Consider the following 22062-nt stretch of genomic DNA (forward strand, 5'->3'; position numbering starts at 1 on the left):
CCTGTGGGGGGTGCGCGATAGCCATTCGCCAAGGCGGTCCGTCCATTCAGACGATCGAATTGAAAGCGCGCGCCGTTCCGTTTTGATCGGGGCCGGAACTTCCAGACCATCGCCAGCAGCGCAGGACCGGTTCAGGCCGGGTAAAGGTGCTGTCGGAACGGCAGAGCTGAGCGCGGCGCCGGACATCGCCTGTCCGGCGCCCGATCGGCCCTTGCCGGCACCGGGGCGCCCCGTCGCTCTGGACCATCGGGACGCAAAGCTCTACCTCTCGGCAGGCAAGGAGACCGCGTCATGACAAAATCGCCTCTGACCCTCTATCTCGCCGCGCCGCGCGGGTTCTGCGCCGGTGTCGACCGCGCCATCAAGATCGTCGAGATGGCGCTGGAGAAATGGGGCGCCCCCGTCTACGTCCGGCACGAGATCGTGCACAACAAATTCGTCGTCGACGGGCTGCGCGACAAGGGCGCGGTGTTCGTCGAGGAACTGGCCGATTGCCCCGAAGACCGTCCGGTGATCTTCTCGGCCCATGGGGTGCCGAAGTCGGTCCCGGCCGAGGCCTCGCAACGGCAGATGGTCTATGTCGATGCCACCTGCCCGCTGGTGTCCAAGGTGCATATCGAGGCGCAGCGCCATTCCGACAACGGGCTGCAGATGATCATGATCGGCCACGCCGGCCACCCCGAGACCATCGGCACCATGGGACAGTTGCCCGAGGGCGAGGTGCTGCTGGTCGAGACCCCGGCTGATGTCGCCCATGTCGATGTGCGCGATCCCGAAAAGCTGGCCTATGTCACCCAGACCACGCTGAGCATCGACGACACCGCCGAGATCGTCGCCGCCCTGCGGGCGCGGTTCCCGGCCATCGTCGGGCCGCATAAGGAAGACATCTGCTATGCCACCACCAACCGTCAGGAGGCGGTGAAGGCGATGGCGCAGAAATGCGACGCGCTGCTGGTGGTAGGCGCCCCGAATTCGTCGAACTCCCGCCGGCTGGTCGAGGTCGGCGCCAAGAACGGCTGCCGTTATTCACAGCTGGTGCAGCGGGCCGAGAACATCGACTGGCGCGCGCTGGAGGGGATCGAAAGCGTCGGCATCACCGCCGGCGCCTCTGCTCCCGAAGTGCTGGTGACCGAGGTGATCGATGCCTTCCGCGCCCGCTATGACGTGACCATCGAAACCGTCGAAACCGCCGTGGAGAACGTGGAATTCAAGGTTCCGCGCGTATTGAGGGAGCCCGCCTGATGTCACTGCACTTTCTGCTGACCGCCTTCGTGGTGGTGATCGCGCCGGGGACCGGGGTGCTCTACACTCTGGCGCTGGGTCTGGGACAGGGGCGGCGCGCCGCGCTCTGGGCGGCGCTTGGCTGCACCTTCGGGATCGTGCCGCACCTGCTGGCGGCGACGCTGGGGCTGGCGGCGATCCTGCATGCCTCTGCCCTGCTGTTCAACGCGGTGAAATGGGCCGGCGTCTGCTATCTGCTCTATCTCGCCTGGCTGTCGCTGAGATCCGGCGGCGCGCTCAGCGTCGCGGCGCAATCCAGCGGCGACCCCGGCTGGCGCATCGCCCGGCGGGGCGCGCTGATCAATATCCTGAACCCGAAGCTCTCGGTCTTCTTCCTGGCGCTGCTGCCGCCCTTCCTGTCCGGCGATCCATCCACCGCCACGGCCGAGATGGCCGGTCTCGGCGGCGTGTTCATGGCGATGACGCTGGCGGTCTTCGCGCTCTATGGCCTCTGCGCGGCGCAGGCACGCCAGTTCGTGCTGGGATCCGAACGGGTGATGCGCTGGCTCAACCGTTCCTTCGCGGCGCTCTTCGCCGCCCTCGCCGGCCGGCTGGCGCTGGAACGGATCTGACCGGATGTTCGCAGGCGTTCCCAGATTTGCCCGGCTGATCGGGTTGGCCGCGCTGATCCCCTTCGCCTGGGGTGTGGCAACACAGTTCAGTGCCGATCTCTCCGCCTGGGGCAGCGCCCGGCTGGGGCCGCGGTTCGTCGCCCCCTATGTCCAGCTGTTTTTTGGCTCGGTCATGCTGTGTTTCCTGTCCGGCGCGCTCTGGGGCTTTGCCACCCGCGCCAGCGGCGCGCTGGCCGCGGCGGCCTATGTGCTGGCGGCGGTGCCGCCGATCTGGGCCTATGTGGTCACCGGCGGCGGCCCGACCTCCGCCGCGATGAACCTGATCTTCGGCTTCGCCGGTCTGGCGCTGCTGGATCTCGCCTTTGCCTACTGGCGGCTGGCCCCCGGCTGGTGGCCGCGGCTGCGGCTGCCGATGGCCACCGTCATCATCGCCTGTCTTGCTGTGGGAGTGTACCTGTGAGCGATCCCGAAACCATCGCCATCTATGACGCCCGCGCCACCGATTACGCGGCGCAGAACGAAGACTATGTCCGCCGCGACCCGCAGCTTGCCACCTTTATCGCCGCCTGCCCCGCCGGTGGCCATGTGCTGGATCTGGGCTGCGGCCCCGGCACCTCCTCGGCGCTGCTGGCCGAGGCCGGCCTGAAGGTCCTGGCCACAGATGCCTCCGCCGGCATGGTGGAGCTGGCCGGGCAACATCCCGGGGTCACCGCCCGGCAAGCCACCTTCGACGAGATCGAGGGCGAGGATCTCTATGACGGGATCTGGGCCAGCTTCTGCCTGCTGCATGCGCCGCGCGCAGACTTTCCACGCCATCTGGCGGCGCTGCGCCGCGCGCTGAAGCCCGGCGGCAGCTTCGCCATCGGCATGAAGCTGGGCGAGGGCGAGGCGCGGGACAAGATTGGCCGGCTCTACACCTACTACACACGCGAGGCGTTGATGACGCATCTGAAAGACGCCGGTTTCACCCCGGTCAGCGAGACATCCGTAAAGGGCGAAGGGCTGGACGGCAGCATGGCGCAGCTGATCACGGTGATCTGCGATGGCTGAGCTCTTCGCCTATACCGACGGCGCCTGCTCCGGCAATCCCGGCCCGGGCGGCTGGGGCGTCCTGCTGCGCGCGATGGAGGGCGACAAGATCGCCAAACAGCGCGAGCTGAACGGCGGCGAGGCCCAGACCACCAACAACCGGATGGAGCTTCTGGCCGCGATCAACGCGCTGGAGAGCCTGACCCGGCCCAGCGAGATCACCATCGTCACCGACAGCAACTATGTGAAGAACGGCATCACCGGCTGGATCTTCGGCTGGAAGAAGAACGGCTGGAAGAACGCCGCCAAGAAGCCGGTGAAGAACGCCGAGCTGTGGCAGCGGCTGGACGCAGCGCAGGCCCGCCACAAGGTGACCTGGAAATGGGTCAAGGGCCATGCCGGCCATCCGGAGAACGAACGCGCCGACGAACTGGCGCGAGAAGGGATGAAACCCTTCAAGAAGACCGCCAAGGCGGGCTGACACCGCGCGGATGCGGCCCGGCCCGAAGGCGGCCGGGCACAAGAACCGGGGCGAATGCCCCGGGGCGCCCTCACTTCCGCCGAAAATAGGTCTGCCAGACCCAGATCACCACCAGCGCGCCCAGCACCGCGCCGACGAAGCCCGCCATTGCCCCCATCACCGTCAGCAGCAGGCGGATCACCAGCCCGCCCAGCAGCGCCCCGACGATGCCAATCAGCATGGTGGTGGGAATATCCGCCTCGATCCGCATGATGCGGGTGGCCAGAAACCCGGCTGCGGCACCGATGATCGCCAGTCCGATTACCCCCGCCAGCATCGTCTATCTCCTCCAGTGAAACGGTACGATGATCAGCGCCCCGATGGAGGAGACGATGGCGTTCATCCCGGCAGAGTGAAAGCCGATCCCGAACATGACGCGGATGAAATAGAACAGAAAGGCGCCGCCGATGCAGATGATGATCGACGGCAGGATACCGTTCTGGGTGAAACCGGATTTCTCCGAGGCATAGCCGATGATCCCCGCGATCACCACCGTACCCATCAGCGTCATATACATCGCGCGCACCCTTCCCGGTTACAGACGGCTTCCCGCCGGCACCGGCCGGCCACGCAGGAACACATCGGCATCCTGCGCCCCCTTGCCCGCCCTTTGCAAGCGGGTCAGCCGCACCGCCCCCTCGCCGCAGGCGACGGTCAGCGCATCGTCCAGCACCTCGCCCGGCGCGCCGGAGCCGGAGGCCAGGCGCGAGGCCAGAAGCTTCAGCCGCTCGCCCTCAACGTCACACCAGGCACCGGGGAAAGGGGAAAGCCCGCGGATCTTGCGGTCGACCTCAACCGCCTGCCGGGTCCAGTCGATCTTCGCCTCGGCCTTGTCGATCTTGGCGGCATAGGTGACACCCTCTTCCGGCTGCGGCTCCGACACCAGATCATCGAGCCCCGCCAGCGCGGTGACGATCAGCGCCGCCCCCATGGCGGAGAGCCGGTCGTGCAGCTGATCGGTGGTCTCCTCCGCGCCGATCGGGGTGGCCTGGCGCAGCAGCACCGGTCCGGTATCGAGCCCCGCCTCCATCTGCATGATGCAGACGCCGGTTTCCGCATCGCCGGCCATGATGGCGCGATGGATCGGCGCCGCCCCGCGCCAGCGCGGCAACAGGCTCGCGTGGATGTTCAGACATCCTTTGGCCGGCGCATCCAGCACCGCCTGCGGCAGGATCAGCCCATAGGCGACCACCACGGCGATATCGGCGTTCAGCGCGGCGAACTCCGCCTGCGCCTCCGATGTCTTCAGGCTGACGGGATGGCGCACCTCAAGGCCCAACGCCTCGGCCCGGGCCTGCACCGGGCTCGGGCGGTCCTTCTTGCCGCGCCCCGCCGGGCGCGGTGGCTGGCAATAGACGGCGGCGATCTCATGCCCGGCCTCGACCAGCGCGTCGAGCACCGGGACCGAGAAATCGGGGGTTCCCATGAAGATGATGCGCATTGTCGGAGCTCCGTCGTGCCGGGATCGTTGTCGCCGCGCACCTTAGCCATGCGCGGGCGGGTGTCCAGCACCGGCGGTTGCGGGTGCCCGGCAACGGCGGGTCCCCTCGCTGAGATCGGGCAATCAGAGCAAGCCACGCAGCAGCCAAGCGCTGGGGAGCGCCGGCCGCTGTCTCATGGGATCAGGACGCCGCTCCCTCCCCACGCGGGAAAATCCCGTTGCTGATGAATTCCATCACCGGCACGCCGTCCTGATTGCTGACTGTCACCTTGCTTTTGACAAAGCCGATGGGCCGGCTTTTCGAGGCGGTCAGATCGATCACCTCCATCCGCACCGACAGCACCTCGCCCGGGTAGACCGGTTTCAGCCAGCGCAGCGAGTCGATCCCGGGCGAGCCCAGCGACCGGCCGGTCCTGTCGAGGTTTTCCACCATCATCGCCATGGTCATGGCACAGGTGTGCCAGCCGCTGGCGCAAAGCCCGCCGAACAGCGACTGCTTCGCCGCCTCCTCGTCAAGGTGAAAGAACTGCGCGTCGTATTTGCTGGCGAAGTCGATGACCTCTTCCTTGGTCACCTCATAGGCACCGAATTCCTGCACCTGCCCGATTTCGAAACGTTCGAAGGGAATGAATTCCATCGTCTTCTCGGCCATCCCGGCCCTCCCTGAGTGGTTCTCCTGCCCCGAAGGAGGGGCGAGGGGCGGCAGGGATGCAATGGGCAAAGCGCAGGCCATGGCACGAACGCCGCGTCACATGGCCGCGGACAGGACCCGGGACGACAGCGGGGATGGACGCCGTCAGCCGGCCAGCTTGCGGGCCTTGCGCAGCAGCATGTCGCGTTTGACCTTGCTGAGATTGTCGAAATACATCCGCCCGTTCAGATGGTCGATCTGATGCTGGACGCTGGTCGCCCAGAGCCCGACGAAATCGCGTTCCTCGGTCTCTCCGGCCTCATTGAGAAACCGCACCGTCACCGCCCGCGGCCGTTCGATCCTGGCGGAGACTCCGGGCAGGTTGGGCGAGGCTTCCTCATGCACCCGCGGCTGGACCGAGGCGTGCAGGATCTCGGGATTGGCCATGCGCACCGCCTGACCCCGGCTGTCCGAGGCATCGACCACCGCGAGGCGCAGCAGCACGCCGATCTGCGGCGCCGCCAGGCCGACGCCGGGCATCGCCTCCATGGTGTCGATCATATCGGTCCAGATCGCCCGGATCTCGTCGGTAATCTCTTCCACCGGCCGGGCTGGGGTGCGCAGCCGCTTGTCGGGCCAGGGCAGGCAGGGGCGAGCGGTCATGACGCGGGTCCTTGCTGATAGCGGGTCTCGGCCAGGGCGCGCGCCGTCGGCGTCAGCCGGTCGAAGGTCACCCGCCCGTCGAGATGATCGAGCTCGTGCTGGGCGCAGCGGGCGGCAAATCCGTCCAGCCGCTCCTGCCGGCGCGCGCCGGTCGCATCGGTCCAGGCCATCACCACCCAGTCGGGCCGCGCCACATCCGCCGTGATCCCGGGAATCGACAGGCAGCCTTCCTCCCCTGTCACCAGCTCGGGGGAGCGGTCGAGGATCTCCGGATCGATCATCACGACCGGGCTGCGCGCGCCCTCTTTCCAGGTCACATCCATGACGAAGAGCCGCTGCATCGCACCAACCTGCGGGCCGGCCAGGCCACGCCCGGGCGCCGCATACATGGTGTCGAACATATCCGCGATCAGCTCCTGCAGCGGCGCCACCGCCGCGCCCACCGGGCTGCAGACCGTGGAGAGCCGCGGGTCGGGCCATTTCAGGATCGGCAGAACCGCCATCTCAGCCCCGGGCCCGGTCGCGCTTCAGTTTCTGCATCTTGCGGGTGATCATCTGCCGCTTCATCGGCCCCAGATAATCGATGAAGAGCTTGCCGTTCAGGTGGTCGATCTCATGCTGAACACAGGTCGCCCAGAGCCCGTCGAAGGTTTCCCGATGCAGCTTGCCGTCACGGTCGATCCAGGTGACATCCACCACCTTGGGGCGGGTCACCTCGGCATATTGATCGGGGATCGACAGGCAGCCCTCGTCATAGGTGTTCATCTCGTCCGAGGAAGCGATGACCTCGGGGTTGAACATCACCAGCGGCCGCGGCGGCTCCCCCTCCTCGCGCACGCAGTCGAGCACGATCAGCCGATCCAGCACGCCGACCTGCGGCGCCGCAAGGCCGATGCCCGGCGCGTCATACATCGTTTCCAGCATGTCATCGGCAAGCTGGCGCAGGTCATCAGAGATATCCGCGACCGGCGCGCAGACTTTCTTCAGGCGCGGATCGGGGTGAATAAGGATCGGACGTTTCATGAGCCTGATGTAGGGGATGACGGTCGCCGCCGCAACGCCCCCCCTTGCACCCGGCGCCATTCCCGTTAGCTTCCGCCTCAGACAGACGGAGTTCCCCATGAATTTTGACGAGATTATCGACCGCCGCGGTACCGACTGTGCCAAATGGGACCGGATGGAAGCGATCTATGGCGTATCCCCCGACGAGGGCATTCCCATGTGGGTCGCCGATACCGACTTCAAGGCGCCCGAGGTCGTGCTGCAGAAGGTCGCGGACATGGTCGCCCACGGTGTCTTCGGCTATGTCGACTACAGCAAGGCCTATACCGACGCGATCCGCTGGTGGATGCAGACCCGGCATGACTGGGCGGTCGAGGCCGACTGGATCTTCACCACCACCGGTCTGGTCAATGCGGTGGGCATGTGCCTCGATGCCTATACCCAGCCGGACGACGAAATCCTGCTGTTCACCCCGGTCTATCACGCCTTTGCCAAGGTGATCCGTGCCGGTCACCGCAAGGTGGTCGAATGCCCGATGGTGAATGCCGAGGGACAGTACGAGCTGGACTTCGCCGCCTGGGATGCGCTGGTCACCGACAAGGCCCGGATGGTGGTCTTCTGCTCGCCGCACAATCCCGGCGGCCGGGTCTGGACCCGGGCAGAGCTGCAGGGGGTGATCGACTTCTGCAAGCGCCACGACCTGCTGCTGGTCTCCGATGAAATCCACCACGATCTGATCTATCCCGGGCAGAAGCATATCCCGATGGCAATGGTCGACCCCGACGCCAATGACCGGGTGATCATGCTGACGGCGCCGTCGAAGACCTTCAACGTCGCCGGCCTGCACACCGGCAATGTGATCATTCCCGATGCCGGCCTGCGCTCCCGCTTCGCCGACCGGATGAGCGCGCTGCACCTGTCGCCCAACTCGGTCGGGCAGGCGGTGGCAACGGCGGCCTATTCCCCCGAGGGGGCGGCCTGGGTCGATGCGCTGATGGAGTACCTCGACGGCAACCGGAAGATCTTCGACGCCGCGATCGCGGAGATTCCGGGGCTGAAATCCATGCCGCTGCAGGCGACGTTCCTCGCCTGGGTGGATTTCTCCGGCACCGGGATGAGCCGGGAGGAATTCACCGCCCGGGTGGAGAAAGACGCCAAGATCGCCGCCAACCACGGGCCGACCTTCGGCATCGGCGGTGAAAGCTTCCTGCGCTTCAACCTCGGCACCCAGCGCGCCCGGATCGAAGACGCCTGCGCCCGGCTGAAGGCCGCCTTCGCGGATCTGCAGTAAAGCAATATCAGCGCTCCGGGGCGATCAGTACCCGCCCCGGAGCGCCTGTGGCGTCCGATGTCAGGCTTATTCCGGCCGGGCCAGCAGCCCCACCGGGGCCTCCGGATCACGGCTGTAATCGGCCAGCGGCGCGGTCTCGCTCGCGGCGGTGCTGCGCTTGAACTCGAACCGCATCTCGCCCCCCTCTTCCTCCGCAGCCACGATCAGGCACTGATAGAGATGGCGGCTGCCCTCGTAGAGATCGACCAGCCCGCGCAGATGCGCCGCTTCCGCCGCATCGACGGAGAAACCGGTCTTCCACATCCGCAGCACCGGATAGAAACTGTCATCGGCCAGCACCCGCAAGCGGCTGGATTTCTTCAGCCCGGCCAGGCGAGCGGCGGCCAGCCCCTCGCGCAGTTCTTTCGACAGATAGGTGGTCATGCGGCGTCCCTCCCAAGGACAGATTTGCACCAACCCTGCGCCATCACAGAAAAAAATCAAGGCTTGCCCCGAAAAGCGGCAGATTTCCCCCGCCGCTGTGACCCGCCGGGCGCGCCCCTGCCTGTGCAGGGATGCAGGCGTGTTGCGCGCCTGTCGCCCTGTGAGACCCGGGGCAGAGCGTCTAGATCTCGGCAAACAGCCAAGGGAGACAGCTATGGGTATGCTGGTCGACGGCATCTGGCAGGATGTCTGGTACGATACGAAGTCCACCGGCGGGCGGTTCGAACGCTCGAACGCGGCCTTCCGCAACTGGATCACCCCCGACGGCCGCGCCGGCCTGACCGGACGCGACGGCTTTGCCGCCGAATCGGGGCGCTATCACCTCTACGTCAGCCTCGCCTGCCCCTGGGCGCACCGAACGCTGATCTTTCGCAAGCTGAAGGGGCTGGAAGATCACATCTCCATCTCGGTGGTGCATCCCGAGATGCTGGATCAGGGCTGGAGCTTTCTGACCGACGATCACGGTGCCACCGGCGACGGGCTTTACGGGCTCGACTATGCGCATCAGATCTATACCCGCGCCAAGTCCGACTACAGCGGCCGGGTGACGGTGCCGATTCTCTGGGACAAGCAGCGGCAGACCATCGTCTCCAACGAAAGCTCCGAGATCATCCGGATGTTCAATTCCGCCTTCGACGGGGTCACCGGCAACACCGCCGATTTCTGGCCCGAAGCGCTGCGCGACCGGATCGAGGCGGTCAACGCCCGCATCTACGACACCGTCAACAACGGCGTCTACAAATGCGGCTTCGCCACCTCGCAGGCCGCCTATGACGCCGCCGAGGCACCGCTGTTCGACACTCTCGACTGGCTGGAGGGGCATCTGGCGCAGAACCGTTACCTGCTGGGCGACAGCCTGACCGAGGCCGACTGGCGGCTGTTCACCACGCTGGTGCGCTTCGATCTGGTCTACAACCACCACTTCAAATGCAGCCGGGCGCGGATCGCCGATTACCCCAATCTCTGGGCCTATACCCGCGCGCTCTATCAGGTGCCCGGCGTGGCCGAGACCGTGGGGGTGGAGCATATCGTGCGCCACTATTACTACAGCCATCCGACGATCAATCCGAACCGGATCGTGCCGATGCTGACGACGCCGGATTTCGCCGCCCCGCACGGGCGGGGCTGAACCGGCGCGGCGCAGGTGGCGGGCCGGTCGCGGTCAGCGCACCCCGCCGTAATGCGCCACCATGGCGGCCAGATCCTCGGGTGCGGTGCTGCTTTGCACATAAGCGCAGGCATTGGCGCTGTGGTTGAAGATCGAGCCGTCGGAAAACACCGAGGTATCGGTGACGAAGATCACCCGCGCCTGCGGCCGGCGGAAACTGGCGAAATCGGCCACCGCCAGCGCGCTGCCGTCCCCCAGCATCAGATCCAGCACGATGATATCGAAGGCGATGCTTTGCAGTTCGAGGATCGCGGCCTCCTGCGTCCGGGCCAGCCGCACCTCTCCACCCTGCTGTCGCAGGTGATCGGCCCAAAGCGCCCCGAGTTGGGGATTTTCCTCGACGATCAGTGTCTTCATCACCTCACTCGCCCCGAAGACCCCTAAAAAGATAACAAAATTTAACTCACTCTCCAAGCAAGCGTTCCCCCGCCCAGGGCCGCCGGCTTGTGTCCGGGCGGCAAATCCGCTTCAAGCGGGCCGACCCCGACCGCGACGACAGGAACCCCGATGTCCCCTTGCGCCGATACGCCCGCCGACCTCGGCAAGACCCGCGACCACGGCGGCGGGATCGACGCCGCGATCGCCCGCTGGGGCGGCACCCGGGCCGACTGGCTCGATCTCTCCACCGGGATCAACCCGCAACCTTATCCGCTGCCCGATCTTGTGCCGGAGGACTGGACCGCCCTGCCCGACCGCGCCGCCTTCGCCGCGCTGGACCAGGCGGCACGGCGGCTCTGGCAGGTGCCGGCTGCGGCGGGGATCCTCGCCGCGCCCGGCGCCTCCGCCCTGATCGCGCGGATCCCGGCGCTGGCCCCGCCCGGGCGGGTGCGGATCGACGCGCCCACCTATAACGAACATGCCGCCGCCTTTGCCGCGCAGGGCTGGCAGGTGACCGATCGCGCCCCGGCAGAGGCGCGGGTGCTGGTCCATCCCAACAACCCCGACGGGCGGCTGTGGCAAGCCGCGGACGCCGATGCACCGCTGAGCGTGATCGATGAGAGCTTCTGTGACGTCTGCCCGCAGCAGAGCCTGATCCAGCTTGCCGCCCAGCCGGGGCGGGTGGTGCTGAAGAGCTTCGGCAAATTCTGGGGGCTGGCGGGCCTCAGGCTGGGCTTTGCCATCGGCCGGCCCGAAACCCTCGCGCCGCTGCGCGACCTGATCGGCCCCTGGGCGGTCTCTGGCCCGGCGCTGCGGATCGGCGCCCGGGCGCTGGCCGATACTGCCTGGGCCGGAACCACCCGAACGCGGCTGGCACAGGACGCCAGACGTCTGGATGCGCTGATGACCGCGCGCGGCGCGGAGATCGCCGGCGGCACCGATCTCTTCCGGCTCTATACCGTGGATGCGGCGAGGCGCTGGCAGGCGTGGCTGGCCGAGGCGCATATCTGGAGCCGGATTTTCCCCTATTCCGACCACTATCTGCGACTGGGCCTGCCCCCCGCCGCAGGCTGGGCGCGGCTGGAGGCGGCGCTGTGAGCACGGCGGCGATCCTGGCGGCGGCGATGCTTCTGGATGCGGTGTTCGGCGAACCGCAATGGCTTTGGGCACGGCTGCCGCACCCGGCGGTGCTGATGGGCCGGGCGGTCTCCCTGCTCGACCAGCTGCTGAACCGCGGCGGCGCCCGGATGATCAAGGGGGCGCTCGGCGCCGCGATTCTCGCATTGGCTGCCCTGTCGCTGGGCGAGGCGCTCAGCCGGCTGGGCTGGATCGTCGAGCTGCTCTGCGCCGCGGTGCTGCTGGCGCAGCGTTCGCTCGCCGATCATGTCCGCGCGGTGGCACAGGGGCTGCGTCAGGGCCTCCCGGAGGGCCGCAGCATGGTCGCCCGCATCGTCAGCCGCGACACCCGGCAGATGAGCGAGGCAGAGGTCGCCCGCGCCGCCATCGAGAGCGCCGCCGAAAACCTCTCCGACGGGGTGATCGCGCCGGCCTTCTGGTTCCTGATCCTCGGGCTGCCGGGGCTGATGCTCTATAAGGCGATCAACACCGCCGACAGCATGATCGGCTATCGCACCCCGCGTTACGAGCAATTCGGCAAGGCCGCCGCCCGCGCCGACGATCTGCTGAACCTGATCCCCGCCCGGCTGACCGGGCTGATCATCGCCGCGCTGACCGGATTGCTGCCCCGCTGGGGCGAGATCGTCACGGACGCCCGCCGCCACAAATCCCCCAACGCCGGCTGGCCCGAGGCCGCCACCGCCCGCGCCCTGGACGTGGCCCTGGCCGGTCCGCGCAGCTATGACGGAGAACTGCGCGATCTGCCCTGGGTCAATGGCACCGGGCGCCGGCTGATCGGCCCGGCACAGATCGACATGGTGGTGCGGCTGCTGTGGCGGGTCTGGCTGGTGGCGCTGGGGCTGATCCTGGCCTGGGCGCTGGTGTTACCGCTATTTTGAATTATATTCGCTCATGTGTACCCGAGGATATTGATTTCATGCGTCTTTTTGCCGGGCTCCTGACCCTTTGCCTCAGCTCCTCCGCCGCGATGGCCGACTGCGGCGGCTCTTTTTCCAGCTTTGTCGACGGCCTGAAGGCCGAGGCCCGGTCGCAGGGCCATGACCGCGCCACCGTCGATACGTTTTTCCGCGGCGTCCGCCAGGACCCGGCGGTGCTGAAGGCGGATCGCGCCCAGGGGGTGTTCCAGAAACCCTTCATCGAGTTCTCCCGCCGGCTGATCTCCAAGAACCGGCTGGACAAGGGCCGGGCGATGGCGCGCCAGTACGATGCCACCTTCAGGCGGATCGAGCGCGACTATGGCGTGTCGCGCGGGGTATTGCTGGCCTTCTGGGCCTTCGAAACCGATTACGGCGGCTTCCAGGGCGATTTCAACACGCTGAACGCGCTGACCACGCTGGCGCATGACTGCCGCCGGCCCGAGCTGTTCCGGCCGCAGATCTTCGCCGCGCTGACCCTGTATGAGCATGGCGATTTCGACCCTCAGCGCACCACCGGCGCCTGGGCCGGGGAAATCGGCATGGTGCAGATGCTGCCGCGCGATATCCTGATCAACGGGGTCGATGGCGATGGCGACGGCCATGTGCGGCTGAAGAGCTCCGCCCCCGATGCGCTGATGTCGGGCGCCAAGATGCTGTCGCATCTGGGCTGGCGCGCCGGGGACCCCTGGCTGCAGGAGGTGACGGTGCCCGCCGATCTGGACTGGTCGCTGACCGGCCCGGGCCAGAGCCTGAGCGTGTCCGACTGGGCCCGGCGTGGCGTGCGCGCGCGGGAGGACAAGCTGGCCGCAGGCAGCCTGCCCGCCTCTATCATCCTGCCACAGGGGCGCAAGGGGCCGGCCTTCATCGCCTATCCCAACTTCAACGTCTATTTCGAGTGGAACCAGAGCTTTACCTATGTGCTGACGGCAGCCTATTTCGCCAACCGGCTGGAGGGCGCGGCGATCTACGACGCCGGCAGCCCGGAACCGGGGCTGAACGGGCCGCAGATGAAGGAGCTGCAGCGCAAACTGGCCGCCCACGGCCATGATGTCGGCAAGATCGATGGCATCCTCGGGGCCGGCACCCGCGCCGCCGTGCAGAGCGAACAGAAGCGGCTGGGCTTGCCGGCCGATGCATGGCCCACGGTGGCGCTGCTGAACCGGCTGTAACCTCCGCCTTTCGGGCCGGGGTGGCGCGTCCCGGCGGATTGCGCCCGAAACCGGTGAGGGCTCCTCAAGCCCTGGGCCGGCAGGTCATTTTCCCAGGCCCAATTCGAACCGGAACGGCAGCCGCCCCTCGCTGTCGCGCACCAACATGCGCATCTGCCCGTCTTTCAGGTAGACGGCACAATCCCTGTAGCCCTCGCCCAGGTCGACACAAATCTTGCCGCCGGGCTGGACACTGAAGCGGCCGAAATCGCGCCATCCGCCGGCATCGATGACGTCGGCCTCAAAGCCGCGGCGCACCGACCCGTCCGGCGCCAGGAACGGCTGACTGGGATCGTAGAACCGCATCGGCGCGTCCTGATGCAATGTGCCCGGCCAGTCGCCCTGCCCGAAAACGCCCCACTCCTGCGCGGCAAGCACCGCAGGTAACAGACAGAGACTCAGCGCAAGCAGAGGGGTGTTCATAATGTCCCAGTTTGCCACAGAGACCGCGCCCCATGCAAATCCAGACGCGAAAAAACCCCATCAGGCAACGAGTTGTTCGGCCTTTTTCAGATCGACGGAGACCAGCTGGCTGACCCCCTGTTCCTGCATGGTCACGCCGAACAGCCGGTCCATCCGGCTCATCGTCACGGCGTGGTGGGTGATGATCAGGAACCGGGTTTCGGTGCGGCGGCACATCTCGTCCAGCAGGTCGCAAAAACGGGTGACATTGGCATCGTCGAGCGGGGCGTCGACCTCGTCCAGCACACAGATCGGCGCCGGGTTGGCCAGGAACACCGCGAAGATCAGCGCCAGCGCCGTCAGCGTCTGTTCGCCGCCCGACAGCAGCGACAGCGTCGACAGCTTCTTGCCCGGCGGCTGGCACATGATCTCCAGCCCGGCTTCAAGCGGGTCTTCGCTCTCGACCATGACCAGATTGGCCTCGCCACCGCCAAAGAGATGGGTGAAGAGCAGCGCGAAGTTGCTGTTGACCTGCTCGAACGCCGTCAGCAGCCGTTCCCGGCCCTCGCGGTTCAGCCCGGCGATACCGCCGCGCAGCGCCTTGATCGCCTCTTCCAGATCGGTCTTTTCACTGCTCAGCGTATCGAATTCTTCCTGCACCTCCCGGGCGTCTTCCTCGGCCCGCAGGTTGACCGCGCCGAGCGCCTCGCGCTGGCGCTTGAAGCGGTTCACATCCGCCTCCAATACGTCGGAGCCCGGCATCTCCTCCGGCACGACATCGAGACTGCTCAACAGCTGGTCCGGCGTCTGTTCCAGATCCTCGCTGATCCGCTCGACGGCGGCGTGAACGGTCTCGCGGGCGGCCTCGGTGCGGGCCTCGGCGGCGGCGCGGGCCTCCCGCGCGTCAGAGGCATGGCGTTCGGCGTCGCGTTCGGTCTGGATGGCCGCGCGCTGGCGGGCCTCGCCGGCGGCGAGCAGATCGGAGGCCTGCTGGCGCCGGTCCTCGGCCTTCTCGGTCTGCTCCGCCAGCTCCTCGCGGCGGTCGGCGATCTGTTCGGGCACGGCCCGCGCCTCGAACAGCTCCTCTTCCGAGCCTTCCTTGCGCTCGACCAGCTCCGCAATCCGCCGTTCCGCGGTTTCCAGGCGGTGGCGCCAGCCGCTCAGTTCCTTGGTCACTTCCTGCGACCGGCGGGTGCGGGCTTCGCCCTCACGACGCAATTCGTCATGCGCGGAGCGTCGGGTCAGCATGGTGATCCGCGCTGCCTCCACCGTCTGGCGGATTGCCTCCACCTGTGCCCGGGCGGTGTCCAGATCGCCCAGATCGGCCAGCCCGGCCTCGGCCTCGCGCAGACGGCTGCGGGCGGCCATCGCCTCTTCCTTATGGCGGGTCACCGCCAGCCCGAGGTTTTCCAGCTTGCCGCGCGACAGGTTGCGGTCGGCCTCTGCCCGGCTCAGCGCCCGGGCAGCGTCGGCGACGCGCTGATCGGCGGTGCGGCGGGCGGCGCGGGCGGCCTTGTCGGCTTCGGTCACCTCGGCCAGCTTGCGGCTCAGCGCCTCATGCGCGGCGCGGGCGCCATCGGCCCGGGCGGTGACCTGTTCCAGCTCCTGTTTCAGCGCTTCCAGCCGGTTCAGCTGTTCCAGCCGCAGCGCCGCGGCGGAAGGCGCATCTTCGGCCCAGGCGCGGAACCCGTCCCAGCGCCAGAGATCGCCTTCGAGAGTCACCAGCCGTTGCCCCGGTTTCAGCAGCGGCTGCAGCCGGCCGGCCTCATCCGCCTCGATCACGCCGATCTGGCCGATCCGGCGCGCCAGAACCTCCGGCACGGTGACATAATTCGACAGGGCGACCACACCTTCGGGCAGCGGCTGCGGCGCCGGATAACCCGGCAGCGGGCTCCAGCCCGAAGGGCCGTCGGCCTCCACCACGGGCGCGCGCAGATCGTCGGCCAGCGCCGCCCCCAGCGCCTTTTCATAGCCCGGCTGCACCCGCAGCAGATCGAGCAGCTGACCGCCCTCGGCGGTGTCGCGGGCGACCAGCTTGGCCAGCGCTGCGGTCTCGGCGCGTAGCGCGCCGGCCTCGCCCTCCGCCTCGGAGCGCTGCGCCCGCGCCTCGGCCTCGCGGGCCTGGGTCTCGCCACGCAGTTCCTCGGCGGCGGTCAGCGCCTCTTCGGCGGCCTCGGCGGCCTCGCGCGCCTCTTCCTCGGCCTCGCGGGCGGCTTCAAACGCCTCTTCGGCCTGGTCCACTGCCGCCTCGGCTGCTTCGACCGCCTCGGTCGCGCGGGCCTCTTCGGCCTCCGACCGGGCGAGGGTCTTGCGGTTGTCCTCCAACAGGCGCTGCGCCGACTGGTGGCGCGCCGCCAGCCGGGCGACATCCTCGGTCTCCTGCGACAGATGCTCTTCGCGCTCTTGCAGGACCGAGGCCGCCTCATGCGCCAGCTCGGCAGCTTCCGCCAGCTTGTCGGCCTGCCCTTCGCTGGCCTTGGCCAGTTCGCGGGCTTCCCATTCCAGCCGTTCGATGGTCTCGCCGGCATCGCGGTTCAGACCGCTTTCCCGGTCGATATCGCGGGCCAGCTGTTCGATCCGCGCACTCAGCGTCTCGATGGTCTTGCGGGCGCGGGCCTCCTCGTCGGCGAGGGTTTCGCGCTCCACCTGCAACCGCTGCAGCACGGCGCTGGCGATCGCCTCCTCCTCGCGCAGGGGGGGCATCGCCTCATCCGCCTCGGCCCGGGCGCGGGTGGCCTGGGTGGCGGCGGCCTCGGCACGGGCGGCCTCGGTCACCCTCTCGCGCAGCACAGCCTCGGCCGCCAGCCGGGCCTCATCCGCCTCGCGCCAGCGCCGATAGAGCAGCATCCCCTCCGCCAGCCGGAGCTGGGTGCCGATCTCGCGATAGCGTGCCGCCTGCCGGGCCTGGCGCGCCAGTTGCCCCAGCTGGCCGCCCAGCTGCTCCAGAACGTCGTCGACCCGGGTCAGGTTGGTCTCGGTGCCGCGCAGCTTCAGCTCGGCCTCATGCCGGCGCTGATAAAGCCCGGAAATCCCCGCCGCCTCTTCCAGGATCCGCCGCCGCGCGGTGGGCTTGGCGTTGATCAGCTCGGAAATCTGCCCCTGCCGCACCAGCGAGGGCGAGTGCGCCCCCGTAGAAGCATCGGCGAACAGCATCTGCACATCGCGGGCGCGCACGTCCTTGCTGTTGGCCTTATAGGCAGAACCGACATCGCGGGTGATCCGCCGCACGATCTCAAGCGAATCGGCGTCGTTGAATCCCGCCGGCGCCAGCCGGTCGGCGTTGTCGATGATCAGCGCCACTTCGGCGAAGTTGCGCGCGGGGCGCGAAGAGGCCCCGGCGAAGATCACGTCCTCCATGCCGGAGCCGCGCATCGCCTTGGCCCGGGTCTCCCCCATCACCCAGCGCAGCGCCTCCAGCAGATTCGACTTGCCGCAGCCGTTCGGCCCCACCACCCCGGTCAGCCCTTCGGCGATGATCAGGTCGGTCGGATCGACAAAGCTTTTGAAGCCGGTCAGTTTGAGGCGGGTAAAGCGCAAGGGGCGACCATCGTGATTCCTGTTGAACCTGAAATTTGCGCTCTCTGGCCGATCAGAGTCAACCGCCCGCCCCCTGCATCTGGCAGAGAGACGCCGGTTATCCCCAATATATTGGGGCGTCTACGCGGACTTCCCGACACGAGCCATCCAGCTAGACCGGCCCCTTCGGATCGCAGCGATAGGCCGGGGGCGCCGCGGCCGTCGCCACCGTCGCTGCCGCCAGCCGGTGGCAGGACATCACCACGCCGGGCGGCTTGCCGGCGCAGGACAGTTTGGCCACGACCACCGCCTGATCGCCCCGCACCTTGGTCACCTTGCAGCCGCTGACCAGCATCATCGCCAGTGCCGCGCGGGTACGCACCGGCTCAAACCGCGGCGCGAATTCACGGTTGATACGGATCGCCTCTGCGGTCTTTTCGCCGAGTCGGACATCGAAGACGCTGCCATTCACCGCGATCCGCGTCGCCGGTTTCCCCCGATAGGGGAGCGAGGGCGTGTTGCACGCCGCCAGCATCGCCAGACCGAGGATCGCCATCAGATATCGCATGGTGAAAAGGCTGCCAGAGCAAGGTTAACAGATGGCTAAGCCCGGCCCGCCGCCATCCGCCGCCGGTCAAGGTCGCCGGTCAAGGTGGCTTGAGCCGTGGCGGGCGCCCCCCTATAACCGCAGGACCCCAGGTCCGGAGCCCACATGCCGTTCCACAAAGTCCAGCCCGAAAAGCTGTCCGCTGCCGTTGTCCGCCAGATCGAGGAACTGATCCTGCGCGGCGTTCTCCGCCCGGGCGAGCGGCTGCCCTCGGAACGCGATCTGGCCATCCGGCTCGGTGTCTCGCGCCCGTCGTTGCGCGACGCCATTGCCGAGCTGCAGCAGGACGGGTTGCTGACCACCCGCGCCGGCGCCGGCATCTTCGTCGCAGAAGTGCTGAATTCCGCCTTTTCCCCGGCGCTGATCCGGCTTTTCGCCCGGCACGACGAAGCGGTCTTCGACTACCTCTCCTTTCGCCGTGACATGGAGGGGCTCGCTGCCGAACGGGCCGCCCGGCTCGGCTCGGACAGTGATCTGAAGGTGATCCAGACCCTGTTCGACCGGATGGAAGCCGCACCGCCCGGCGGCGACAGCGCCGCCGAGCTCGACAGCCAATTCCATTCCGCCATCATCGATGCCAGCCACAATGTGGTGATGCTGCACATGATGCGGGCGATGTACGATCTGCTGCGGCAAGGGGTCTTCTACAACCGCAAGGTGATGTTTCAGCAGCGCACCTCCCGCGCGGCGCTGCTGGACCAGCACCGGGCGATCAACGCGGCGCTGCAGGCCCGTGACCCTGCCGCCGCCCGCGCTGCGGTGGAGGCGCATCTGGACTATGTCCGCGCCGCGCTGGAAGATCAGCGCCGGGCGGAGCGGAACGAGACCGTCGCGCGTCAGCGGCTCGAACACGAGAACAGCAAGGGCTGACACGCCTCGCTGCGTCGCGCTCCGACTGACGCTATCCGGCGGCAAGACCGCCCGGACGCCCCTGCCGCCCGACACCAGCCGCAAAAAGAAAAACCCGGCACGATGGCCGGGTTTTCTGATGATCTGTCGCGGAGCGCCGGGCTCAGTGCAGCTTGGCGTCCACCTCGGCGATGGCCTCGTCGATCAGCTTGTTCGCCTCAGCGGCGGACATCTGCTTGGCGATCACCTCATTGGCGGCCGACACGGCGATGACCACGGCCTGATCGCGCACCTCTTTGACGGCGGCGGCTTCGGCAGAGGCGATCTGCTCCTGCGCGGCGGTCAGACGGCGGGCGATGGATTTCTCCAGATCGAGCTTCGCCTGCTCGGCCGCTGCGGTGGCATCGGTACGGGCGTTGGCGACGATGCGCTCGGCCTGTTCCTGCACTTCCTTCTGCTTGCGCTCGTAAGAGGCCAGCAGGGTCTGGGCTTCTTCCCGCAGAGCGCGGGCTTCGTCCAGCTCGGACTTGATCCCTTCGGCCCGCTTGTCCAGCAGGCCGCCGATCATGCCGGGCACCTTGAAGTAGGCCAGAATCGCCAGGAAGACGATGAAGGCCAGCAGCACCACGAAGTTGGTGTTGTGCAGCGAGAAGAACGGGCCGCTGGCGGCCAGCGCCGGGCTGGTGCCTGCCAGCATCAGGATCAGAGCGGAAAGACTGCGCATTCCCTTATCCTTTCATCCGGTCTGCGATTGCACCGGCAACCGCGGCGTCGTCGGCCTGGAAACCCAGGGCGCCGACGATCTCGGCTGTGGTGTCCTTGGCGACGGTCTGGATGCTTTCCAGCGCGCCGGCGCGAATTTCTGCGATGGCCTTTTCCGATTCCGCGGTCTTGGCGGCGATCTCGGCGTCGGCCTTGGCGATGGCGTCATCCAGGTCGGCCTGGATTTCCGCACGGGCCTCGGCGGCGATCCGCTGCGCTTCGCTGCGGGCGTCGGCCAGGGCCTGGTTATACGCTTCCTCGGCCTCGACGGCCTTGGCTTTCAGGTCTTCGGCCGCAGCCAGGTCGTTGGTGATCGTCCCGGTCCGTTCGGCCAGAATGCCGCCGATCCGCGGCAGTGCAACCCGCGACAGGACAAGGTAGATCACGACAAGCGTGACCGCCAGCCAGAACACCTGGTTCGGAAAGGTCGAGAAATCCAGCTGCGGCATGCCGACACCGCCTTGGGCGGCACCATGGGCCATGTCAGCAGCGGCCTGACCTGCGTCGTGTGTCTCAGTTGCCATGTCGTCCTCCTTGGGAACTTAACCTACATCGGGCAGCGCAGCGCCGGTTGCGCGCGCCGCCCGACCGTAAGGATCGTATGTTCCGAAGTCGGTTTAGACGGCGAACATCAGCAGCAGGGCAACCAGGAACGAGAAGATGCCCAGAGCTTCTGCAAATGCGATACCGATGAACAGGGTCGCGGTCTGCGAGGCAGCCGCCGAGGGGTTGCGCAGAGCGCCGGCCAGGAAGTTGGCAGCCACGTTGCCAACACCCAGAGCTGCGATGCCAGTGCCCATGCCAGCCAGGCCAGCGCCGATGTGTGCGAGTTCGCCTTCCATTTGATATCTCCTTACGATGGAAAGTGGATAAGTCTGTTGAGATGCGGGTCTGAGTTGCGGGTCAGCCGTCAGTGCGAGGGATGCAGCGCATCCTTGAGGTACACGCAGGTCAGAATTGTGAACACATAGGCCTGAACGAAGGCCACCAGCAGTTCCAGCCCGTACATGGCCGTGATCGCCAGGATCGACACCGGGCTGACGATGGTCAGGGCGGCGAAGCCGGCGAAGACCTTCATCACCGCGTGACCGGCCATCAGGTTGCCGGCAAGACGAATGGAGTGGCTGACGGGACGGACGAAGTAGGAAATCAGCTCGATCACGGCGAGGATGGGGCGCAGGGCCAGCGGCGCGCTCGACACCCAGAAGAGACCGAGGAAGGAGGCGCCGTTCTTGACGAAGCCCACGATGGTCACGGTGAGGAAGACCAGCAGCGCCAGCACCACGGTGACGGCAAAATGCGAGGTCAGGGTGAAGGACATCGGCACCAGGCCCAGGAAGTTGGCGGTCACGATGAACATGAACAGCGTCATCACGTAGGGGAAGAACTTCAGCCCTTCCTTGCCGCAGATGTCTTCCAGCATCTTGTGGATGAAGCCGTAGGTCATCTCGGCCATCGACTGCATCCGGGTCGGCACGATGGCACGGCGCGAGGAGCCCATGACCAGCAGACCGACGATCACCAGGATCGAAATCGCCATCCACAGAGTCACGTTGGTGGGGGTGTACCAGGAAATCGTGTCGCCCCCGAACAGCGGCTTCACGATGAACTGATCCATCGGGTGGAATACCAGACCGCCCGTTTCGGCGGCGTGCTCTGCACCATGCGCTTCGGTTGCCACGTTCAGTCCCTCTCGTCCTCTCGCGCGGGCTCGTCAACCCGGGTCTCTTGTGCGGCCTGATCGGCCTCAATCTGTGCCTGGATCTCCTTGGCGCTGCGCAGCATCGTCTTCACGCCCGCAACGAGACCCAGCAATGTGAACAGCACCAGCAGGATCGGGATGGTCCCGAACAGGCTATCCAGCCCGTAGCCGATGCTGAAGCCGATCCCGAGACCGGCAACAAGTTCGATCACCATCCGCCAGGCAAGGTTCGCCTGGGAATAATGCTCGTCAACGCGGGGTTTCGGCTCCTGTGCCTTTCTGGCCTCTGCGAGCCGGGCCTCAAGCCGCGCCAGGCGCTGCTTTTGGTCGTCTTCGGTCACCGATGGTCCCCACGCTGTCGTCGGGGATGGTGCTAAGGGCTGGGGGGCATAGAGTCAATCACCAGATTGCAATCGCCGAGAAAGGCGTAACCAATTGTTATATTGTGTATTTTTTTCACATAAGAAGACCGGGACGCGGCGCGGCAGCACGGCCTCTGGCGC

General features: G+C 67.1%; 28 protein-coding genes. 11 read left to right on the plus strand and 17 right to left on the minus strand.

From position 1 onward, the window contains the following. Positions 1-291: 291 nt before the first annotated feature. The 5 genes from ispH to rnhA are packed head-to-tail and all read left to right on the plus strand — an operon-like array spanning position 292 to position 3363. Entirely contained in the window at positions 292-1242 is a 951-nt protein-coding gene (gene ispH / locus QO033_RS21345; RefSeq protein WP_284482927.1) for a 4-hydroxy-3-methylbut-2-enyl diphosphate reductase, read from the plus strand. Continuing rightward, positions 1239-1853, plus strand: a complete 615-nt coding sequence (locus QO033_RS21350; protein WP_284482999.1) for a LysE family translocator — start codon at positions 1239-1241, stop codon at positions 1851-1853. Before ispH ends, QO033_RS21350 begins: the two co-directional genes overlap by 4 nt. Positions 1854-1857: 4 nt before the next feature. Next, positions 1858-2313, plus strand: coding sequence for a DUF3429 domain-containing protein (locus QO033_RS21355; protein ID WP_284482928.1), 456 nt, complete (start codon positions 1858-1860; stop codon positions 2311-2313). Further along, positions 2310-2903 carry a class I SAM-dependent methyltransferase gene (locus QO033_RS21360; RefSeq protein ID WP_284482929.1) on the plus strand — a complete coding sequence of 198 codons (594 nt, stop codon included), beginning with the start codon at positions 2310-2312 and terminating at the stop codon, positions 2901-2903. The genes QO033_RS21355 and QO033_RS21360 overlap by 4 nt, the downstream gene beginning before the upstream one ends. Further along, positions 2896-3363, plus strand: a complete 468-nt coding sequence (gene rnhA / locus QO033_RS21365) for a ribonuclease HI (protein ID WP_284482930.1) — start codon at positions 2896-2898, stop codon at positions 3361-3363. Before QO033_RS21360 ends, rnhA begins: the two co-directional genes overlap by 8 nt. A 70-nt stretch (positions 3364-3433) precedes the next feature. On the opposite strand, the gene QO033_RS21370 is transcribed toward rnhA, so the two are convergent. The 7 genes from QO033_RS21370 to def (QO033_RS21400) form a co-directional block, all read right to left on the minus strand. Continuing rightward, on the minus strand, positions 3434-3679 hold the full coding sequence (locus QO033_RS21370) for a GlsB/YeaQ/YmgE family stress response membrane protein (protein WP_284482931.1): 246 nt from the start codon (positions 3677-3679) through the stop codon (positions 3434-3436). 3 nt (positions 3680-3682) lie between these two features. Then, positions 3683-3919: a hypothetical protein gene (locus QO033_RS21375; protein ID WP_284482932.1), complete on the minus strand. Its 237-nt coding sequence runs from the start codon at positions 3917-3919 to the stop codon at positions 3683-3685. Positions 3920-3937: 18 nt separating this feature from the next. Further along, a complete protein-coding gene (gene fmt, locus QO033_RS21380) occupies positions 3938-4843 on the minus strand; it encodes a methionyl-tRNA formyltransferase (protein WP_284482933.1) in 906 nt (301 codons plus the stop codon). A 181-nt stretch (positions 4844-5024) separates the two neighbouring features. Beyond that, positions 5025-5495 carry a MaoC family dehydratase gene (locus QO033_RS21385; protein WP_284482934.1) on the minus strand — a complete coding sequence of 157 codons (471 nt, stop codon included), beginning with the start codon at positions 5493-5495 and terminating at the stop codon, positions 5025-5027. Between the two features lie 144 nt (positions 5496-5639). Continuing rightward, on the minus strand, positions 5640-6137 hold the full coding sequence (gene def, locus QO033_RS21390) for a peptide deformylase (protein ID WP_284482935.1): 498 nt from the start codon (positions 6135-6137) through the stop codon (positions 5640-5642). After that, on the minus strand, positions 6134-6640 hold the full coding sequence (gene def / locus QO033_RS21395) for a peptide deformylase (RefSeq protein WP_284482936.1): 507 nt from the start codon (positions 6638-6640) through the stop codon (positions 6134-6136). Before def (QO033_RS21395) ends, def (QO033_RS21390) begins: the two co-directional genes overlap by 4 nt. Before the next feature lies 1 nt (position 6641). Next, positions 6642-7160 carry a peptide deformylase gene (gene def / locus QO033_RS21400; RefSeq protein WP_284482937.1) on the minus strand — a complete coding sequence of 173 codons (519 nt, stop codon included), beginning with the start codon at positions 7158-7160 and terminating at the stop codon, positions 6642-6644. A 97-nt stretch (positions 7161-7257) separates the two neighbouring features. Here def (QO033_RS21400) and QO033_RS21405 point away from each other — a divergent pair, with 97 nt between their 5' ends. Next, on the plus strand, positions 7258-8430 hold the full coding sequence (locus QO033_RS21405; RefSeq protein ID WP_284482938.1) for a MalY/PatB family protein: 1173 nt from the start codon (positions 7258-7260) through the stop codon (positions 8428-8430). A 66-nt stretch (positions 8431-8496) separates the two neighbouring features. On the opposite strand, the gene QO033_RS21410 is transcribed toward QO033_RS21405, so the two are convergent. Further along, positions 8497-8853, minus strand: coding sequence for a hypothetical protein (locus tag QO033_RS21410; RefSeq protein WP_284482939.1), 357 nt, complete (start codon positions 8851-8853; stop codon positions 8497-8499). A 214-nt stretch (positions 8854-9067) separates the two neighbouring features. On the opposite strand from QO033_RS21410, the gene QO033_RS21415 reads away from it, so the two are divergent. Continuing rightward, positions 9068-10042, plus strand: coding sequence for a glutathione S-transferase family protein (locus QO033_RS21415; protein ID WP_284482940.1), 975 nt, complete (start codon positions 9068-9070; stop codon positions 10040-10042). Between the two features lie 33 nt (positions 10043-10075). On the opposite strand, the gene QO033_RS21420 is transcribed toward QO033_RS21415, so the two are convergent. Then, entirely contained in the window at positions 10076-10438 is a 363-nt protein-coding gene (locus QO033_RS21420; protein WP_284482941.1) for a response regulator transcription factor, read from the minus strand. Positions 10439-10588: 150 nt separating this feature from the next. Between QO033_RS21420 and QO033_RS21425 the strand changes: the two genes are divergently transcribed. The 3 genes from QO033_RS21425 to QO033_RS21435 are packed head-to-tail and all read left to right on the plus strand — an operon-like array spanning position 10589 to position 13682. Then, positions 10589-11557, plus strand: coding sequence for a threonine-phosphate decarboxylase (locus tag QO033_RS21425; RefSeq protein ID WP_284482942.1), 969 nt, complete (start codon positions 10589-10591; stop codon positions 11555-11557). Continuing rightward, a complete protein-coding gene (gene cbiB / locus QO033_RS21430) occupies positions 11554-12474 on the plus strand; it encodes an adenosylcobinamide-phosphate synthase CbiB (RefSeq protein ID WP_284482943.1) in 921 nt (306 codons plus the stop codon). The genes QO033_RS21425 and cbiB overlap by 4 nt, the downstream gene beginning before the upstream one ends. Before the next feature lie 38 nt (positions 12475-12512). Further along, positions 12513-13682, plus strand: a complete 1170-nt coding sequence (locus QO033_RS21435) for a lytic murein transglycosylase (protein ID WP_284482944.1) — start codon at positions 12513-12515, stop codon at positions 13680-13682. A gap of 84 nt (positions 13683-13766) precedes the next feature. Here QO033_RS21435 and QO033_RS21440 read toward each other — a convergent pair whose 3' ends face one another. The 3 genes from QO033_RS21440 to QO033_RS21450 form a co-directional block, all read right to left on the minus strand. Next, complete coding sequence (locus QO033_RS21440) at positions 13767-14144, minus strand: hypothetical protein (RefSeq protein WP_284482945.1); 378 nt, start codon at positions 14142-14144, stop codon at positions 13767-13769. 60 nt (positions 14145-14204) lie between these two features. Further along, positions 14205-17660 (minus strand): chromosome segregation SMC family protein, encoded by a 3456-nt coding sequence (locus QO033_RS21445; protein ID WP_284482946.1) that lies wholly within the window; start codon positions 17658-17660, stop codon positions 14205-14207. 151 nt (positions 17661-17811) lie between these two features. Continuing rightward, complete coding sequence (locus QO033_RS21450; protein WP_284482947.1) at positions 17812-18207, minus strand: hypothetical protein; 396 nt, start codon at positions 18205-18207, stop codon at positions 17812-17814. Between the two features lie 144 nt (positions 18208-18351). Here QO033_RS21450 and QO033_RS21455 point away from each other — a divergent pair, with 144 nt between their 5' ends. Then, positions 18352-19116, plus strand: coding sequence for a FadR/GntR family transcriptional regulator (locus QO033_RS21455; protein WP_284482948.1), 765 nt, complete (start codon positions 18352-18354; stop codon positions 19114-19116). Between the two features lie 142 nt (positions 19117-19258). Here the strand turns inward: QO033_RS21455 and QO033_RS21460 are convergent, their stop codons facing one another. The 5 genes from QO033_RS21460 to QO033_RS21480 form a co-directional block, all read right to left on the minus strand. Then, entirely contained in the window at positions 19259-19819 is a 561-nt protein-coding gene (locus tag QO033_RS21460; protein WP_284482949.1) for a F0F1 ATP synthase subunit B, read from the minus strand. A gap of 4 nt (positions 19820-19823) precedes the next feature. Continuing rightward, positions 19824-20381, minus strand: coding sequence for a F0F1 ATP synthase subunit B' (locus QO033_RS21465; RefSeq protein ID WP_284482950.1), 558 nt, complete (start codon positions 20379-20381; stop codon positions 19824-19826). Between the two features lie 93 nt (positions 20382-20474). Then, the gene (locus QO033_RS21470) at positions 20475-20699 is read right to left on the minus strand and encodes a F0F1 ATP synthase subunit C (RefSeq protein WP_008562443.1); all 225 of its coding nucleotides are present in this window, start codon (positions 20697-20699) and stop codon (positions 20475-20477) included. A gap of 68 nt (positions 20700-20767) precedes the next feature. Beyond that, a complete protein-coding gene (locus QO033_RS21475; RefSeq protein WP_407682136.1) occupies positions 20768-21538 on the minus strand; it encodes a F0F1 ATP synthase subunit A in 771 nt (256 codons plus the stop codon). 2 nt (positions 21539-21540) lie between these two features. Next, positions 21541-21900, minus strand: coding sequence for an AtpZ/AtpI family protein (locus tag QO033_RS21480; protein ID WP_284482951.1), 360 nt, complete (start codon positions 21898-21900; stop codon positions 21541-21543). Positions 21901-22062: the final 162 nt, after the last annotated feature.

The sequence above is a fragment of the Pseudodonghicola flavimaris genome (assembly GCF_030164425.1).
Classification (GTDB): Bacteria; Pseudomonadota; Alphaproteobacteria; order Rhodobacterales; family Rhodobacteraceae; genus Pseudodonghicola; species Pseudodonghicola flavimaris.

Bases quoted from the DNA above. Each gene is read 5' to 3' on its own strand.
- ispH (WP_284482927.1), top strand. From the start codon at position 292: ATGACAAAATCGCCTCTGACCCTCTATCTCGCCGCGCCGCGCGGGTTC.
- QO033_RS21355 (WP_284482928.1), top strand. From the start codon at position 1,858: ATGTTCGCAGGCGTTCCCAGATTTGCCCGGCTGATCGGGTTGGCCGCG.
- rnhA (WP_284482930.1), top strand. From the start codon at position 2,896: ATGGCTGAGCTCTTCGCCTATACCGACGGCGCCTGCTCCGGCAATCCC.
- QO033_RS21370 (WP_284482931.1), bottom strand. From the start codon at position 3,679: ATGCTGGCGGGGGTAATCGGACTGGCGATCATCGGTGCCGCAGCCGGG.
- QO033_RS21375 (WP_284482932.1), bottom strand. From the start codon at position 3,919: ATGTATATGACGCTGATGGGTACGGTGGTGATCGCGGGGATCATCGGC.
- fmt (WP_284482933.1), bottom strand. From the start codon at position 4,843: ATGCGCATCATCTTCATGGGAACCCCCGATTTCTCGGTCCCGGTGCTC.
- QO033_RS21385 (WP_284482934.1), bottom strand. From the start codon at position 5,495: ATGGCCGAGAAGACGATGGAATTCATTCCCTTCGAACGTTTCGAAATC.
- def (WP_284482935.1), bottom strand. From the start codon at position 6,137: ATGACCGCTCGCCCCTGCCTGCCCTGGCCCGACAAGCGGCTGCGCACC.
- def (WP_284482936.1), bottom strand. From the start codon at position 6,640: ATGGCGGTTCTGCCGATCCTGAAATGGCCCGACCCGCGGCTCTCCACG.
- def (WP_284482937.1), bottom strand. From the start codon at position 7,160: ATGAAACGTCCGATCCTTATTCACCCCGATCCGCGCCTGAAGAAAGTC.
- QO033_RS21405 (WP_284482938.1), top strand. From the start codon at position 7,258: ATGAATTTTGACGAGATTATCGACCGCCGCGGTACCGACTGTGCCAAA.
- QO033_RS21410 (WP_284482939.1), bottom strand. From the start codon at position 8,853: ATGACCACCTATCTGTCGAAAGAACTGCGCGAGGGGCTGGCCGCCGCT.
- QO033_RS21415 (WP_284482940.1), top strand. From the start codon at position 9,068: ATGGGTATGCTGGTCGACGGCATCTGGCAGGATGTCTGGTACGATACG.
- QO033_RS21420 (WP_284482941.1), bottom strand. From the start codon at position 10,438: ATGAAGACACTGATCGTCGAGGAAAATCCCCAACTCGGGGCGCTTTGG.
- QO033_RS21425 (WP_284482942.1), top strand. From the start codon at position 10,589: ATGTCCCCTTGCGCCGATACGCCCGCCGACCTCGGCAAGACCCGCGAC.
- QO033_RS21435 (WP_284482944.1), top strand. From the start codon at position 12,513: ATGCGTCTTTTTGCCGGGCTCCTGACCCTTTGCCTCAGCTCCTCCGCC.
- QO033_RS21440 (WP_284482945.1), bottom strand. From the start codon at position 14,144: ATGAACACCCCTCTGCTTGCGCTGAGTCTCTGTCTGTTACCTGCGGTG.
- QO033_RS21450 (WP_284482947.1), bottom strand. From the start codon at position 18,207: ATGCGATATCTGATGGCGATCCTCGGTCTGGCGATGCTGGCGGCGTGC.
- QO033_RS21455 (WP_284482948.1), top strand. From the start codon at position 18,352: ATGCCGTTCCACAAAGTCCAGCCCGAAAAGCTGTCCGCTGCCGTTGTC.
- QO033_RS21460 (WP_284482949.1), bottom strand. From the start codon at position 19,819: ATGCGCAGTCTTTCCGCTCTGATCCTGATGCTGGCAGGCACCAGCCCG.
- QO033_RS21465 (WP_284482950.1), bottom strand. From the start codon at position 20,381: ATGGCAACTGAGACACACGACGCAGGTCAGGCCGCTGCTGACATGGCC.
- QO033_RS21470 (WP_008562443.1), bottom strand. From the start codon at position 20,699: ATGGAAGGCGAACTCGCACACATCGGCGCTGGCCTGGCTGGCATGGGC.